General features: G+C 70.3%; 15 protein-coding genes. 7 read left to right on the top strand and 8 right to left on the bottom strand.

Translation table 11 applies throughout. From position 1 onward, the window contains the following. Window positions 1–993 carry an alpha-ketoacid dehydrogenase subunit beta gene (locus CLM62_RS22430; RefSeq protein WP_095751642.1) on the top strand — a complete coding sequence of 331 codons (993 nt, stop codon included), beginning with the start codon at window positions 1–3 and terminating at the stop codon, window positions 991–993. A 10-nt stretch (window positions 994–1,003) separates the two neighbouring features. Next, window positions 1,004–2,434 carry a dihydrolipoamide acetyltransferase family protein gene (locus CLM62_RS22425; RefSeq protein WP_095751641.1) on the top strand — a complete coding sequence of 477 codons (1,431 nt, stop codon included), beginning with the start codon at window positions 1,004–1,006 and terminating at the stop codon, window positions 2,432–2,434. Window positions 2,435–2,495: 61 nt separating this feature from the next. Here CLM62_RS22425 and CLM62_RS22420 read toward each other — a convergent pair whose 3' ends face one another. Next, the gene (locus CLM62_RS22420) at window positions 2,496–2,927 is read right to left on the bottom strand and encodes a PPOX class F420-dependent oxidoreductase (protein WP_095751640.1); all 432 of its coding nucleotides are present in this window, start codon (window positions 2,925–2,927) and stop codon (window positions 2,496–2,498) included. Further along, window positions 2,924–3,823, bottom strand: coding sequence for an NAD(P)-dependent oxidoreductase (locus CLM62_RS22415; RefSeq protein WP_095751729.1), 900 nt, complete (start codon window positions 3,821–3,823; stop codon window positions 2,924–2,926). Before CLM62_RS22415 ends, CLM62_RS22420 begins: the two co-directional genes overlap by 4 nt. 82 nt (window positions 3,824–3,905) lie before the next feature. Here CLM62_RS22415 and CLM62_RS22410 point away from each other — a divergent pair, with 82 nt between their 5' ends. Next, window positions 3,906–4,274: a MerR family transcriptional regulator gene (locus CLM62_RS22410; protein ID WP_095751639.1), complete on the top strand. Its 369-nt coding sequence runs from the start codon at window positions 3,906–3,908 to the stop codon at window positions 4,272–4,274. A gap of 210 nt (window positions 4,275–4,484) precedes the next feature. Here CLM62_RS22410 and dacB read toward each other — a convergent pair whose 3' ends face one another. Beyond that, window positions 4,485–5,852, bottom strand: coding sequence for a D-alanyl-D-alanine carboxypeptidase/D-alanyl-D-alanine-endopeptidase (gene dacB / locus CLM62_RS22405; protein WP_095751638.1), 1,368 nt, complete (start codon window positions 5,850–5,852; stop codon window positions 4,485–4,487). 323 nt (window positions 5,853–6,175) lie between these two features. Beyond that, window positions 6,176–7,078, bottom strand: coding sequence for a D-alanyl-D-alanine carboxypeptidase family protein (locus CLM62_RS22400; protein ID WP_095751728.1), 903 nt, complete (start codon window positions 7,076–7,078; stop codon window positions 6,176–6,178). A 212-nt stretch (window positions 7,079–7,290) separates the two neighbouring features. Here CLM62_RS22400 and CLM62_RS22395 point away from each other — a divergent pair, with 212 nt between their 5' ends. Then, complete coding sequence (locus CLM62_RS22395; protein WP_095751637.1) at window positions 7,291–7,953, top strand: GntR family transcriptional regulator; 663 nt, start codon at window positions 7,291–7,293, stop codon at window positions 7,951–7,953. Then, complete coding sequence (locus CLM62_RS22390; protein ID WP_095751636.1) at window positions 7,950–9,245, top strand: nitrate/nitrite transporter; 1,296 nt, start codon at window positions 7,950–7,952, stop codon at window positions 9,243–9,245. The genes CLM62_RS22395 and CLM62_RS22390 overlap by 4 nt, the downstream gene beginning before the upstream one ends. Before the next feature lie 9 nt (window positions 9,246–9,254). Here CLM62_RS22390 and CLM62_RS22385 read toward each other — a convergent pair whose 3' ends face one another. Both CLM62_RS22385 and CLM62_RS22380 read right to left on the bottom strand, forming a co-directional pair. After that, window positions 9,255–10,055 (bottom strand): cyclopropane-fatty-acyl-phospholipid synthase family protein, encoded by an 801-nt coding sequence (locus CLM62_RS22385; RefSeq protein WP_095751635.1) that lies wholly within the window; start codon window positions 10,053–10,055, stop codon window positions 9,255–9,257. Between the two features lie 114 nt (window positions 10,056–10,169). Beyond that, window positions 10,170–10,994: a maleylpyruvate isomerase family mycothiol-dependent enzyme gene (locus tag CLM62_RS22380; RefSeq protein ID WP_095751634.1), complete on the bottom strand. Its 825-nt coding sequence runs from the start codon at window positions 10,992–10,994 to the stop codon at window positions 10,170–10,172. A gap of 183 nt (window positions 10,995–11,177) precedes the next feature. Here CLM62_RS22380 and CLM62_RS22375 point away from each other — a divergent pair, with 183 nt between their 5' ends. After that, window positions 11,178–11,996: a carbon-nitrogen family hydrolase gene (locus CLM62_RS22375; protein ID WP_095751633.1), complete on the top strand. Its 819-nt coding sequence runs from the start codon at window positions 11,178–11,180 to the stop codon at window positions 11,994–11,996. A 3-nt stretch (window positions 11,997–11,999) separates the two neighbouring features. Here the strand turns inward: CLM62_RS22375 and CLM62_RS22370 are convergent, their stop codons facing one another. Both CLM62_RS22370 and CLM62_RS22365 read right to left on the bottom strand, forming a co-directional pair. Continuing rightward, window positions 12,000–12,497: an LURP-one-related/scramblase family protein gene (locus tag CLM62_RS22370; RefSeq protein WP_095751632.1), complete on the bottom strand. Its 498-nt coding sequence runs from the start codon at window positions 12,495–12,497 to the stop codon at window positions 12,000–12,002. Then, on the bottom strand, window positions 12,494–13,492 hold the full coding sequence (locus CLM62_RS22365) for a GlxA family transcriptional regulator (protein WP_095751631.1): 999 nt from the start codon (window positions 13,490–13,492) through the stop codon (window positions 12,494–12,496). The genes CLM62_RS22370 and CLM62_RS22365 overlap by 4 nt, the downstream gene beginning before the upstream one ends. Window positions 13,493–13,545: 53 nt before the next feature. On the opposite strand from CLM62_RS22365, the gene CLM62_RS22360 reads away from it, so the two are divergent. After that, a complete protein-coding gene (locus tag CLM62_RS22360; protein WP_095751727.1) occupies window positions 13,546–13,938 on the top strand; it encodes a cupin domain-containing protein in 393 nt (130 codons plus the stop codon). The last annotated feature ends 8 nt before the right edge of the window (window positions 13,939–13,946 follow it).

Raw genomic sequence — 13,946 nt, 5'->3', positions numbered from 1 at the left:
ATGGCCGAGACGATGACATCCAAAAACCTGGCTCTCGCGAAGGCGATCAACGAGTCCCTGCGCCGCGCCCTGGAGACCGACCCCAAGGTCCTCATCATGGGCGAGGACGTGGGCAAGCTGGGCGGCGTCTTCCGGGTGACGGACGGCCTGCAGAAGGACTTCGGCGACAGCCGGGTCATCGACACGCCGCTCGCCGAGTCGGGCATCGTCGGCACGGCGATCGGTCTCGCGCTGCGCGGCTACCGCCCGGTCGTGGAGATCCAGTTCGACGGCTTCGTCTTCCCGGCCTACGACCAGATCGTCACGCAGCTGGCGAAGATGCACGCCCGCTCACTGGGCAAGGTCAAGCTCCCGGTCGTCGTCCGGATCCCGTACGGCGGCGGCATCGGCGCGGTCGAGCACCACTCCGAGTCCCCCGAGGCACTGTTCGCGCACGTGGCGGGCCTGAAGATCGTCAGCCCCTCCAACGCGTCGGACGCGTACTGGATGATGCAGCAGGCCATCCAGAGCGACGACCCGGTGATCTTCTTCGAGCCCAAGCGGCGGTACTGGGACAAGGCCGAGGTCAACACCGAGGCGATCCCCGGCCCGCTGCACAAGGCGCGCGTGGTCCGCCAGGGCGCCGACCTCACCCTCGCCGCCTACGGCCCGATGGTGAAGCTCTGCCAGGAGGTCGCCGACGCGGCCGCCGAGGAGGGCAAGTCCCTGGAGGTCCTGGACCTGCGCTCGGTGTCCCCGCTGGACTTCGACTCGATCCAGGCCTCGGTGGAGAAGACCCGCCGACTGGTGGTGGTCCACGAGGCCCCGGTGTTCTTCGGCTCGGGCGCGGAGATCGCCGCCCGGATCACGGAGCGCTGCTTCTACCACCTGGAGGCCCCGGTGCTCAGGGTCGGCGGCTACCACGCCCCGTACCCGCCGGCGCGCCTGGAGGAGGAGTACCTGCCGGGCCTGGACCGGGTGCTCGACGCCGTCGACCGTGCCCTGGCGTACTGAGGAGAGGGTCGTGACGACGATGACGGAAGCGTCCGTACGCGAGTTCAAGATGCCGGACGTGGGCGAGGGGCTCACCGAGGCCGAGATCCTCAAGTGGTACGTCCAGCCCGGCGACACGGTCGCCGACGGCCAGGTGGTGTGCGAGGTCGAGACGGCCAAGGCCGCAGTCGAACTCCCCATCCCGTACGACGGTGTGGTCCGCGAGCTGCACTTCGCCGAAGGCACCACGGTGGACGTGGGCACGCCGATCATCGCGGTGGACGTGGCGGGCGGGGCACCGGCGAAGGCGCCCGCGGAGAGCCCCGCAGCGCAGAAGGAGGCCCCCGGGAAGGCAGGCGAGCAGGAGCCGAAGTCGGCAGGGTCCGGCCGCCAGCCGGTCCTCGTCGGGTACGGCGTGGCGACCTCCTCGACCAAGCGCCGCCCCCGCAAGGGCCCCGAGATCCCGGTCCAGGGCCCGGAGATTCCGGTCCAGGAGGCGTCGAAGGCCCTCCAGACGGAGCTGAACGGCCATGGTTCCGCCCCGGCCGCGAAGCCGCGCCCCCTCGCCAAGCCCCCGGTGCGCAAGCTGGCCAAGGACCTCGGCGTGGACCTGGAGACGGTCACCCCGTCGGGCCCGGACGGCATCATCACGCGCGAGGACGTACACGCGGCGGTGGCGACGCCTCCGGCGCCCGAGCCGGTGACGCAGGCCCCGCCGGTGGCGGCCCCGGCCCCCGCCCCTGCCGCGTCGTACGACGCCGCCCGGGAGACCCGCATCCCGGTCAGGGGCGTCCGCAAGGCGACGGCCGCGGCGATGGTCGGATCGGCGTTCACGGCGCCGCACGTCACGGAGTTCGTGACGGTCGACGTGACCCGCACGATGAAACTGGTCGAGGACCTCAAGCAGGACAAGGAGTTCACGGGCCTGCGCGTGAACCCCCTCCTGCTCACCGCCAAGGCCCTGCTGGTCGCGATCAAGCGCAACCCGGACATCAACGCGTCCTGGGACGAGGCAAACCAGGAGATCGTGGTCAAGCACTACGTGAACCTGGGTATCGCGGCGGCGACCCCGCGCGGTCTGATCGTCCCGAACATCAAGGACGCCCAGACTAAGACGCTCCCGCAACTGGCTCAGGCACTGGGCGAGTTGGTGTCGACGGCACGCGAGGGCAAGACGTCCCCCGCCGCCATGCAGGGCGGCACGGTGACGATCACGAACGTCGGCGTCTTCGGCGTCGACACCGGCACGCCGATCCTCCCGCCCGGCGAGTCCGCGATCCTCGCGGTCGGCGCGATCAAGCTCCAGCCGTGGGTCCACAAGGGCAAGGTGAAGCCGCGCCAGGTGACGACGCTGGCGTTGTCCTTCGATCACCGGCTGGTGGACGGGGAGTTGGGCTCCAAGGTGCTGGCGGACGTGGCGGCGATCCTGGAGCAGCCGAAGAAGCTGATCACCTGGGCGTGAGCCGGACTCGGCCCCCGTCCTCGAAGTCCGCGAACGGGGGCCGAGCGGTCGCGCGGCGCGGTCAGCGGATCCTCTCGCCGTACACGTGGTCGACCATCATGGTCATGAGCACCCGGCGGTCGGACACCATCACCGCCCGGTACTCGTCCCAGTCCGGGTGCTCCCCGGCGGCGCGGCGGTAGTAGTCCACCAGGGCCTCGACCTCGGGGCCGTGGGGGTCGGTTCCCGGTCCGGTGAGGGTCACCGTGCCCTCGGCGGTGGCCCACGCCCAGCCGTCGGGGCGGGTGACCTCCAACGCGGCCCGGGGATCCCGGCGCAGATTGGCCGTCTTGGCCCGGCCCTCGGTCATCGACACGTACAGGACGTCGGCCTCCCGGTCGTAGAAGGGCATGACGGGGGAGAGCTGGGGGCGGCCGTCCGACTTGATCGTCGCGAGGACACCGATCCGGCTCTCCGCGAGCAGCGTGCGGGGGTCGAAGGGCGTGGTGGTCATGACCGGACCTCCTTGGGCTTACGGAACTGTTCGATCATGGCCGCGTAGCCGGCGCCGCCGTTCCCGTCGGCCACGGCCCGGTCGGTGAGGGCCTTGATGAAGGCCGGGAGTTCGGCGCTGACGCCGAGGGACTCGCTCTCGTGGACGAGGTGTTCCATCGCGGCCAGGTGGGTGTCGATGGTGGCGTCGAGGGCCGGGTAGGCGCCATCGTCGATCTGCTGGGCGTAGCCGGTCAGCCAGCCGGCCACGGTCTCGGTGGTCTGCTTCGCGAGCGGGGCGAAGCCCGAGGCGTCCACCCCCGCGGCGCCGAGCAGGGCGGTACCTTGCAGGAAGCCGTTCAGGATGCTCCACATCAGGCCCAGCGCGGCCACGTCGTACAGCGACGACAGGCCGTGGTCGTCGCCGAGGTACGTGGTTCCGGCGCCGAGGCTCCTCAGCGTCGACTCGTGCGGGTCGAATGCCGACCGCGGACCGCTGTAGAGGATGACGGCATCGGCCGTACCGACGGCCTGGGGTACGGACATGATCGCGCCGTCCAGGTAGGCGATGCCCCGCCGGGCCGTCCATGCCGCGGTCTCGCGGGCCTGCTGCGAGGTGCCCGAGGTCAGGTTGACCAGGACCCGGCCGTCGAGGGCGTCCCCGAGCGGGTCGAGGAGTTCGTGCACGGCCGTGTAGTCCGAGACGCAGACGACCACGAGCGGAGTCGCCGTGACGGCGTCGGCCGCCGAGTCGGCGAGCCGGGCGCCCTGGGCGACCAGCGGCTCGGCTCTGGCCTTCGTACGGTTCCACACGGTCGTCGGGTGCCCGCCCCGCAGGAACGCACCCGCCAGCGCCTGTCCCATCAGACCCAGGCCGAGGACGGTCACGGGAGCGTGGCCGGCGTCGTGGTTCTGCATCATGCTTTCCCCCGCAGTGAGGTGGTGGTCATGGAAGAATCGTGAACCTTCACATCGGTATGAAGGTCAAGGGGGATCGCCCATGCTGATCGGAGAGCTGAGCCGGCGGACGGGAGTCCACGCCCACCAACTGCGCTACTACGAGTCCCAGGGCCTGCTCACGCCTCGCCGCCATCCCAGTGGCTATCGCGAGTACGCCGACGACGCCGTCGTGACCGTCATCCAGATCAGGAGACTGCTCGAAGCCGGACTCTCCACCCAGGACATCCGCTACCTCCTGCCCTGCGCCACCGGCACGGCCCCCGACCTGGCACCCTGCGCCGAACTCGTGGACACCCTGCGGGACCGCCTGGACGGCCTCGACGCCCGCATCGACACGCTCAGCCGCTCCCGCCAGGCCCTCCACGCCTACATCGACGCCACCGAGCGGCGCATGTCGTACGTGCACTGAGACATGCTGGCCAAGTGCGCCTCGTACAGGGAGTTCTGTCGGCGGTGGGACCCGAGCGGTCCGGGAGTCCGGCAATGGGAGGAGCGCGCCGAGATCACTGGGGGCTGGCGGGAGCAGCCCTGTTCACGACCGAGGCCCGGCCCCGAACCGGTGTCCAGGGCCGGGCCGCACTGCGGTTGCGGGTGCGGGAAACCCGCGATGCCGCTCCTCCTACGCCCAGCAGCCGTTCACCGTCGCGGCCAGGCCGTCCATGGCGTCCCTGATGTCGTTGGTGTTCGCCGTGGAGCCGTTCTCGATGAAGGAGAACACCTTCCACTTGCCGTCCTTGCCCTGGGTCAGGCCGCTCAGGGCGATCGCGCCAGTGAGGGTGCCGGTCTTCGCGTGGACCTTGCCGACGGCGCACTTGGAGTTCGCGTCGTCGAAGCGGCCCCACTCCGGGCCGAGGGTGCCGCCGGCCTCGCCGGAGACGGGCAGGCCGTCGAGGATGGAGCTGAGGGTGTCTTCGTAGCGGGGGTCCGTCAGCAGGTCGAGGATCTGCGCGAGTGTGGCGGCCGGCATGCGGTCGGCCCGGGACATGCCGCTGCCGTCGTACATCTCGAAGCCGTCGAGCGACACGCCGTACTGCCGGCTCAGCACCTCACGGACGACCTCCGTGCCGCCCTCGAAGGTGGCGGGACGGCCCGCGCCCAGGGCGGTCATCCGCAGCAGGGTCTCGGCGATGTTGCTGTCGCTGGTCTTGAGCATCGTGTGCACGATCTCGGACAGCTTCCCCGACTTGTGCTGCGCGACCGGTACGTCGTTGCGGCTCGCCGTGGCGTGGGTGACGTCGCCGTCGACGGTGATGCCGTCCGCGGCGAGCTGCTTGGCGAAGACCTGCCCGGCGTCGACGGAGGTGTCCATGACGCCGTGTCCGTCGACGACGAGGGCGCGCACCGGGGCGACGTCGGTGGGGTAGTAGCCGGTGTTCCAGCCGTTGGCCAGGGTCGGTTCGGGGAAGAGGCTGTCGTCGACGGCGACCTTCACGGTGGTCAGGCCCGCGGACTTCAGTCCGGCGACTGCGGTCTTCGCCATCTCGGCGAGGTCGTCGCTGGTCAGCGTACGGTCGCCGCCGCCGACGAGCTTGAGGGTGCCGTTGCCGTAGACGACCTTCGTGGTGAACCGGTGGTCGGGGCCGAGCACGGTCAGGGCGGCGGTCGAGGTGGCCAGCTTGAGGTTGGAGGCCGGCATCAGCGCGGTGGAGGCGTTGTGGCCCCAGAGGGTGCGGTTCGACTCCGCGTCGATCACCACACCGCTGACCTCGTCACCCAGGCGCTTGTCGAGGACGCGGGTGTCGAGGTTGGCGGCCATCTGCTGGTCGCTGGTGTCGAGGCTGTCGGGCTGGTCCGTGGCTGTCGCGGCGGTGTTCTGGTCGGCGGCGAAGGCCGACGTACCGGCGAGAGCCGCCGAGGCGACGGGCACGGTCACGGCGAGCACGAGGGCCCGCCGACTGCCTATGCCGGACTCCTTGGGCTTGCGGTGGCGGCGCCGTCCGCCCGGGACGAAAGAACGCTCGGTCACTTCCGCCTTTATTTCACTCATGGGGGTCCCAAAGGCTGTTCTGGTGCGGGGGGAGGGTGTTGCAACAAGGGGCCTTGCAAGGGGTGTTGCAAGGGTGAATTCGTGCCGCACGGTACCATCCGCCACTTGCGACTCACAGGTAACAAATCCCTGGATGAATGCAGATGTGAATTGGCAGCCTTTTGGAAGATGAGGGTTCTTCTCTTTTTCGCGTGTGTGGCCCCCGGATCAATGCCCTGCGTCACGGTCGCGTGGCGCGCGGTGGTCGATCCCCGGGTTTTGTGGAGATGTGATGAAGGGTCCGTCGCCGGCGGCGACGGACCCTTCCCTTACGTGTCTCTCCGTCAGCCGAGCCTGGCGAAGCCGTAGTTCATGAGCTTCTTCGCGTCAGTTTCCCGCTGGGTGATCGACGTCGAGGTCAGGACCGTGCCGATGACCGTCTTGCCGTTGCGGGTGGCGGCGAAGACGAGGCAGTACTTGGCCTCGGGGCCGGAGCCGGTCTTCACACCGATCGCGCCGCTGTAGGTACCGAGCAGGCCGTTGGTGTTCTTCCACGCGGCCATCGTCCGAATGGTGCCGGTCTTGGTGATCGTCTTCGCCGTATAGGACTTCGTCTTGACGACCGTGCGGAACGTGGAGTTCTTCATCGTGTTGCTGGCGAGCTTCGTCAGGTCGCGCGGCGTCGAGTAGTTGGCTCCGTTGCCGATGCCGTCGAACGAGTCGAAGTGCGTGTTCGTCAGACCCAGGTTCCTGGCCGTGGTGTTCATCTTGCCGATGAACGACTTCACGCGCGCCGCCCGCGTCGAGCCGGAGCCGAACTTGTCGGCGAGCGCGTAGGCCGCGTCGCAGCCGGACGGCAGCATCAGGCCGTACAGCAGTTGACGCACGGTGACCTTGTCACCGACGATCAGGCGGGCCGACGACGCGTTGTTCGCCACGATGTAGTCGCTGTACGCCTTCTGGATCGTCACCTTGGCGTCGAGGTTGAGGTTCGCCTGGGAGAGCACCACCTTCGCGGTCATGATCTTCGTCGTGGAGCCGGTGGAACGCCTGGTGTCCGCGGCCTTGGTGTACAGCGTCCCGCCGTTCGCGTTGTTCATCACGTAGCCGCCCTTGGCGACGATCGTGGGCGCGGTGACGGCCTGCGCGGGCGCGGCGGTGAGGGCTCCGGTCACGAGCATCGCGCCGGTGGTAACGGTGACGGCCGCGGCTCTGCGGATACGGACGCCCTGAATGCCGCCCTTGATTCCGGTTATCAACTGAGAATCCCCGATTGTCTCGAATGCCCCTGAAGCGCGGCCGGGTTGAGGTGTTGCAGAGAAGGTGGGGCCGCACGTGTGTGACATGTAACTAGCACAGAAGGTTGTGCCGTGTGGTCAATGGGGGCCCGGAGGCCGGTGCGAGGTCCGCATGATGGACGGCCGCCCACATGCGTACGTGTTGTATCTAAGATGTGCCCATGCCCTCCGCTCCGCCCGCCCCCGTCAAGCAGCCCCCCGCCGCCGACCGTGTCTACGCCCACGTCAAGCGGGGTGTCCTGGACCGACGTTACGAGGGCGGGACTCTCCTCACCGAGGGCGAGCTCGCCGAGGCCGTCGGGGTCTCGCGCACACCGGTGCGCGAGGCGCTGCTCAGGCTGGAGGTCGAGGGGCTGATCAAGCTTTACCCGAAAAAGGGAGCCCTCGTCCTGCCGGTCTCCGCCCAGGAGATCGCCGACGTGGTGGAGACCCGGCTGCTGGTCGAGGAGCACGCGGCCCGCAAGGCCGTACCCGCACCCGCCGGGCTGATCGAGCGGCTCGAGGAACTGCTGGCGAAGCAGAAGGCGCAGGCCGCCGCCGGCGACCTCGCCGCGGCCGCCGTCACCGACCGCTGCTTCCACGCCGAGATCGTCCGCAGCGGCGGCAACGAGATCCTCTCCCGCCTCTACGACCAACTCCGCGACCGCCAGCTGCGCATGGGCGTCGCCGTGATGCACTCCCACCCCGACCGGATCGCCAAGACCCTTGTGGAGCACGAGGAGATCCTCGAGGCGCTGCGCTCCGGGGACGCGGAGGCCGCCGTCGGCCTGGTCCACCGGCACGTGAGCTGGTTCTCCCATCTGGCCCGGGGTGAGGTCCGATGAGGACCGCCACATTGCCCGGTGATCCGCCGGGCGGCCGACGCGCGATGGCCGTCTGGGGCATCGGCGTCTCCGTCTACTTCGTCGCCGTCATCTTCCGTACGTCCCTGGGCGTGGCCGGCCTCGACGCGGCCGACCGCTTCCATGTGAACGCCTCGGCGCTGTCGACCTTCTCGATCCTCCAGCTCCTGGTCTACGCGGGCATGCAGATACCCGTCGGCCTCCTGGTCGACCGGCTCGGCACCAAGAAGGTGCTGGGCCTGGGAGTCGTGCTCTTCACGGCGGGTCAGCTCGCCTTCGCCTTCTCGCCGTCGTACGGCATGGCCCTCGCCTCGCGCGCCCTGCTCGGGTGCGGTGACGCGATGACGTTCATCAGCGTGCTGCGGCTCGGCACCCGCTGGTTCCCGGCCCGGCGCGGACCGATGGTCGCGCAGTTCGCGGGGCTGGCCGGCATGGCGGGCAACCTGGTCTCCACCCTCGTCCTGGCCCGGCTGCTGCACGGCATCGGCTGGACGGCCGCGTTCGCCGGCAGCGCGCTCGCGGGCGTCGTCGTACTCGTCCTCCTGCTGCTGTTCCTGAAGGACCACCCCGACGGGTACGAGCCGGAGCCGTTCCCGCACCAGGGAGCCGCGTACGTACGACGGCAGATCGCCGCCTCCTGGCGGGAGCCGGGGACGCGGCTGGGGCTGTGGGTGCACTTCACGACCCAGTTCCCGGCGATGGTGTTCCTGCTGCTGTGGGGGATGCCGTTCCTGGTGGAGGCGCAGGGCCTGTCGCGGGCCACGGCCGGCGAACTGCTCACTCTCGTCGTGCTGTCGAACATGATGATCGGACTGGTGTACGGCCAGGTGGTCGCCCGGCATCACGAGGCGCGGCTGCCGCTGGCGCTGGGGACGGTGGCGGCGACGGCGCTGCTGTGGGCGACGACGCTGGCGTATCCCGGTGAACGGGCGCCGATGTGGCTGCTGATCGTGCTCTGCACGGTGCTGGGCGCGTGCGGACCGGCGTCGATGCTCGGCTTCGACTTCGCCCGGCCGGCCAACCCGCCGGAGCGGCAGGGGACCGCCTCCGGCATCACGAACATGGGCGGCTTCGTCGCCTCGATGACGACGCTGTTCGCGATCGGGGTGCTGCTGGACGCGACCGGGGACGACTACACGGTCGCCTTCTCGGCGGTGTTCGTGCTCCAGGCCCTCGGGATCAGCCAGATCCTGCGGCTGCGGAAGCGGGCGGCGCGCAGGGAGCGGGAGCGGTTGGTGGCCAGCCGGGTGGAGACGGTGCACGTGCCGGCGTGAGCGGGCGTTTCACCGGACCGGCACGAGGGTGAGGTGGGCGTACCCCAGCAGCCCGCGGTAGTTCATCCACTGGGCGCGGTGCCGGTCGAGGCGCTCGCGGGTCTCGGCGGCCAGCGGATGGTCGCCGTGCCCGGCGAGCCATACCTCGGCGTCGGCCTGGTACGCCGACTCGAACTCCTCCCACTCGTCCAGGCTCGCCGTCTCGACCCACTCCGGCCGGAAACCGGCCCGTACGGCCGTGTCGACGAGGCCCGCGAGGTCGTAGTGCTCGTCGGCCGAGGCCTCGGGCCACATGCCGGACAGCTCCGCAGGGCTCGGGGCGCGCTGCCAGAAGCCCTCGCCGAGCAGGACGCGGCCGTCGTCGGTCACGAGTCGGCGCAGCGCGCTCAGGGCCTCGTCGGTGTGGCGGGGCGGCTCGGCCGCGCTGAGGGCGTGGCTGGCGCCGAGGCACAGGACGAGGTCGGCGGGTCCGTGCGCCGCCCCCACCGCCGACTCCTCGACGAACTCCACCCGGTGGGCGAGCCCTCTCGCCGTGGCGTTGCGGCGGCCCCGGCTCAGGTCCTCCGCGTTGAGATCCACGCCGGTACCGCGGGCGCCCGGGACGGCCTCGAGCACGCGCAGCATCAACTCGCCCCAGCCGCAGCCGAGGTCGAGCACGGTGTCGGGCGCGGTCGCCGCGAGCCGCCGGACCAGCCCGGCCGCGCGGGCCTCGGACAACGGGCCGTGGAAGGCGAGCCGGGTGAGGCGGGGCGGGCCGTCGGGGCGGTGCGGCGCCGGGACGGTCTCGGGTGTGGTGTCGGTGTCGGGCATGGGGCGCACGGTAGTGCGGCGTGACCGACGGACGACAGCCGTTATTCGGCTGTGACGACAGCGGTTGGTCGGCTGTGACGACAGCGGTTGTCCGGCCCGGCCTTGCTGCGGGCCTTACTGCGTCACCGAGAAGTTCCGCAGGATCGCCGCCGTGAGCTCCAGATCCCCCTCCGCCTTCACCCGGTCCGCCACCGCCTCCGGCGTCGTGCGGCCGCAGGCCAGGCGGACGTAGGTCTCCCAGTCGAGGGTGAGGGTGGCGGCGGGGCCGAGCGCCGGGACCGTTTCCAGGGTGCCCCGGCCCTGGATGTCGACGCGGATCGTGCGCAGGAACTCGATGGGGCCGTGCACGTCGAAGACGATCGCCGAGCTGCGCGGCGCGCTCGCGTCCTCGGCGACGATGCGCGGGAGTTCTTCGAGCAGCACGTCACGGGCGATGTGCGCGCCGGGCGAGTCGAGGTTGCCCGGGCGGCCGAGGGCGGTGCGCAGATCCTGCTCGTGCACCCACACGTTGAACGCGTGGCTGCGCATCGACTCCTCGAGGGTGAGCTCCGTGCTCAGCGGTCCGCGCACCTTCGTGCCGGGGTCGCGGGACTCGTTGCGCAGCTGGCGGTTGCGGCGGATGATCACGTACTCCAGCTCGGACGTCATCTCCGGCGCCGTGTGGTGGCGGCGGACGTCGACCTGCATCTCCATGTACCGCTGGTGGTCGTTGGTGACGTGGAACAGGTCGCGCGGGAGCGAGTGGATGGGGCGCGGATCGCCGAGCATCTCGCAGTCCAGGCCGATGACATGGGAGACGACGTCGCGCACCGACCAGCCGGGGCAGGGCGTGCGCCGGTTCCACTCGCCCTCCACAAGCGGCAGCACCAGCTCGGATATCGCTTCGATGGAGTGGGTCCAGGCGTCGGCGTAGGGCTGGAGAGTGGGATGCAGACTCACGGAACGGGACCCCTCGGCGGTCGGTACTCGGGCGGTTGTGGCGGCGGCGTTGCCAGCGTGGAGGGTGGCTGTCGGCGGGTGTCTTGGAACGCTAAGTTACGCTGCTGTGAGGCACCCCGGCAGTGCTTTCGTGTGACGATCGTAGGCCCGTGTGGACGACTCGAATGCCAGGACGGTGGTAGTGTGCGCGCCTCTTTGATGCAGATCGCCGTGAATGAGGGTGAATCGGTCGAATCGCGTCGGCGACGCGTGGCCTCTCTGGTACGGGATCAGGCCGATGCCGATCTCGTCGTCCTGCCGGAGCTGTGGACCACGGGAGCGTTCGCCTACGAGGAGTTCGGAAGCGAGGCCGAGCCGCTCGAAGGGCCGACGTACGAAGCCATGGCGAAGGCGGCGAGCGACGCGGGCGTATGGCTGCACGCGGGCTCGATTCCCGAGCGGACTGCATCCGACAGCGGCTCCGCCGCGGGTGACGGGCCTCTCTACAACACCTCCCTGCTCTTCTCCCCCTCCGGCGACCTGGCCGCCGCCTACCGCAAGATCCACCGCTTCGGCTTCGACAAGGGTGAGGCCGTGTTGATGGGTGCGGGGCGGGACCTGGTGACGGTCCGCCTGCCCGAGACGACTCTCGGTCTGGCCACCTGCTACGACCTCCGTTTCCCCGAACTCTTCCGCGGTCTCGTCGACGCCGGCGCCGAGACCCTGGTCGTCCCCGCGGGCTGGCCGGAGCGCCGCCGGGCGCACTGGACGCTGCTGGCTCAGGCGCGGGCGGTGGAGAACCAGGCGTTCGTGCTCGCATGTGGAACGGCCGGGACGCATGCGGGGGTTCCGCAGGCCGGTCACTCGATCGTGGTGGATCCGTGGGGTGAGGTGCTGGCGGAGGCGGGCGGGGATGAGGAGGTGCTCACGGTGGAGTTCGACCCGGGGAAGGTCACGACGACGAGGGAGCAGTTCCCGGCGCTGAAGGACCGGGTGCTGGGGCTGCAGCCCCCCAGCCGTTAGTCCTCAGTCCGACTCCCGCTCCTTCTCCGCCAGATGGATCACGCACACCGCCACCGCGATCAGCAGGGCCGGGTCCGCGTCCTCCCGTACGACGTCCACGCCGTACGTCTCCCGCACGTGCAGCCACCGCCGCGAGACGACGGCAAGCAGCTCACCGTCGTACTCGATGGCGAATTCCCGGTCGAGGATCTTGCCGCTGACGTCGAGTTCCGTGCTGCCGTCCGCCAGGGACACCCGATAGTGGTTGCGCAGCAACGACAGCCGTTTCCGCCTGATCCGCGCGAGCGGCTCGCCGTCCCGCTCGATCACCATCGTGTCCCGCAGGGCGAACATCTTCTGGTGGATGTCGATCAGGACGCGCCCGTGCGTGTCCTTCAGCTCGAAGGTGTCCCGCAGCCGCATGGCCTTGCCGTCGACGAGGAAGACCCTGTTGCCGCGGTCGTCCTCGATCCAGTAGTCGTCACCGATGCCGAGGATCCGGTCGCGTACGAGGAATCTCATGACACCAGGGCTTCCCCGCCGCCCGGTCCGAAACGCCGCCGGTAGGCCGACGGGCTCAGCCCGGTCACCCGCCGCAGCCGCGCCCGGAGGTTCGCGGCTGTTCCCAAACCGCTCCTCTCGGCCACCACGTCCAGCCGCTCCTCCCCCCGCTCGATCAGCCGGCAGGCCAGCGCCACCCTCTCCCCCGTCAGCCAGGCCAGCGGGGTCGTACCGAGCTGGGCGCGGAAGCGCCGGTGCAGCGTCGCGGGGCTGACCGCCGCCCGCGCCGCCAGGTCCGCCACCGTCAACGGCTCCCCCAGGCGTTCCTGCGCCCACGCCAGCACGGGCCCCAGCGACTCGTCGGGCACGTCCGGCACCGGCCGCTCCACGAACTGCCGCTGTCCGCCGTCCCGGTGCGCGGCGAACACCAGCCGGCGGGACACCATGTTGGCGATCTCGGCGCCGTGGTCGCGCCGTACGACGTACAGCCCCAGGTCGAGCGCGGCCGCGCTCCCCGCGGCGGTCAGGACGTCGCCCTCGTCGACGAAGAGCACGTCCGGCTCCAGCCGCACCTTCGGGTGCAGCTCCCGGAAGGTGTCGGCCCACATCCAGTGGGTGGTGGCCCGGCGGCCGTCGAGCAGACCGGCCTCGGCGAGCGCGAAGGTACCCGTGCAGAAGCTCATGACGCGCGCCCCGCGCGCGTGGGTGCGCCGGATGGCGTCCAGGACGGCGGGGCCGCGCGGTACGACGTTGTCGGGCCGGCCCGGTACGACGAGGGTGTCGGCCCTGTCCACGGCGGCCAGGCCGTGCACACCGGTCACGGTGAAGAAGCCGTGGTTAATCCGCACCTCGGGCACGGGCGTGCACAGCATGACCTCGTACAGCGGCCCGGGCAGCCCGAGCTCGGGACGGGGCAGTCCGAACAGCTCGGTGGCGACACCGACCTCGAAGGGGTTGGTGCCTTCGTCCACGATCACGGCGACCTTGTGCGGGCGGTGCGAGGATCCTTGCGGCATGTGCGATTCCTAGCACTCGTGCGCGCCCCGGACCACCCCCGACGATGACGGACATGAGCAGCGAACCCATCTCCCTCGCCCAGGCCCTCGCCACCTTCACCGACCGCTGGAGCCCCCGCATCGTCACCACCGTCAACGACTACGACGTCCGCGTCGCCAAGGTCGAGGGCGAGCACCTCTGGCACGTCCACGACCACACCGACGAGTTCTTCCTGGTCCTGGACGGCGAGCTGCACATCGCCCTGCGCGAGACGGCCGGCGAGCGCACGGTCGTCCTGCCCCGGGGCGCCGTCTTCACGGTCCCGCGCGGCACCGAGCACAAGCCGTACGCTCCCGTCCCCACCGAGATCCTCGTCCTCGAACCGACCGGCACCTCCACCGTCGGCGACCGCCACGACGAGGTACCGGGCCATGTGGACGCGACTACGGGGCACGCGCTGGCCTGACCCCGTAG

This window comes from Streptomyces sp. SA15, from assembly GCF_002291145.1.
Classification (GTDB): Bacteria; Actinomycetota; Actinomycetes; order Streptomycetales; family Streptomycetaceae; genus Streptomyces.
This window is presented reverse-complemented; position numbering and strand designations above follow the sequence as displayed.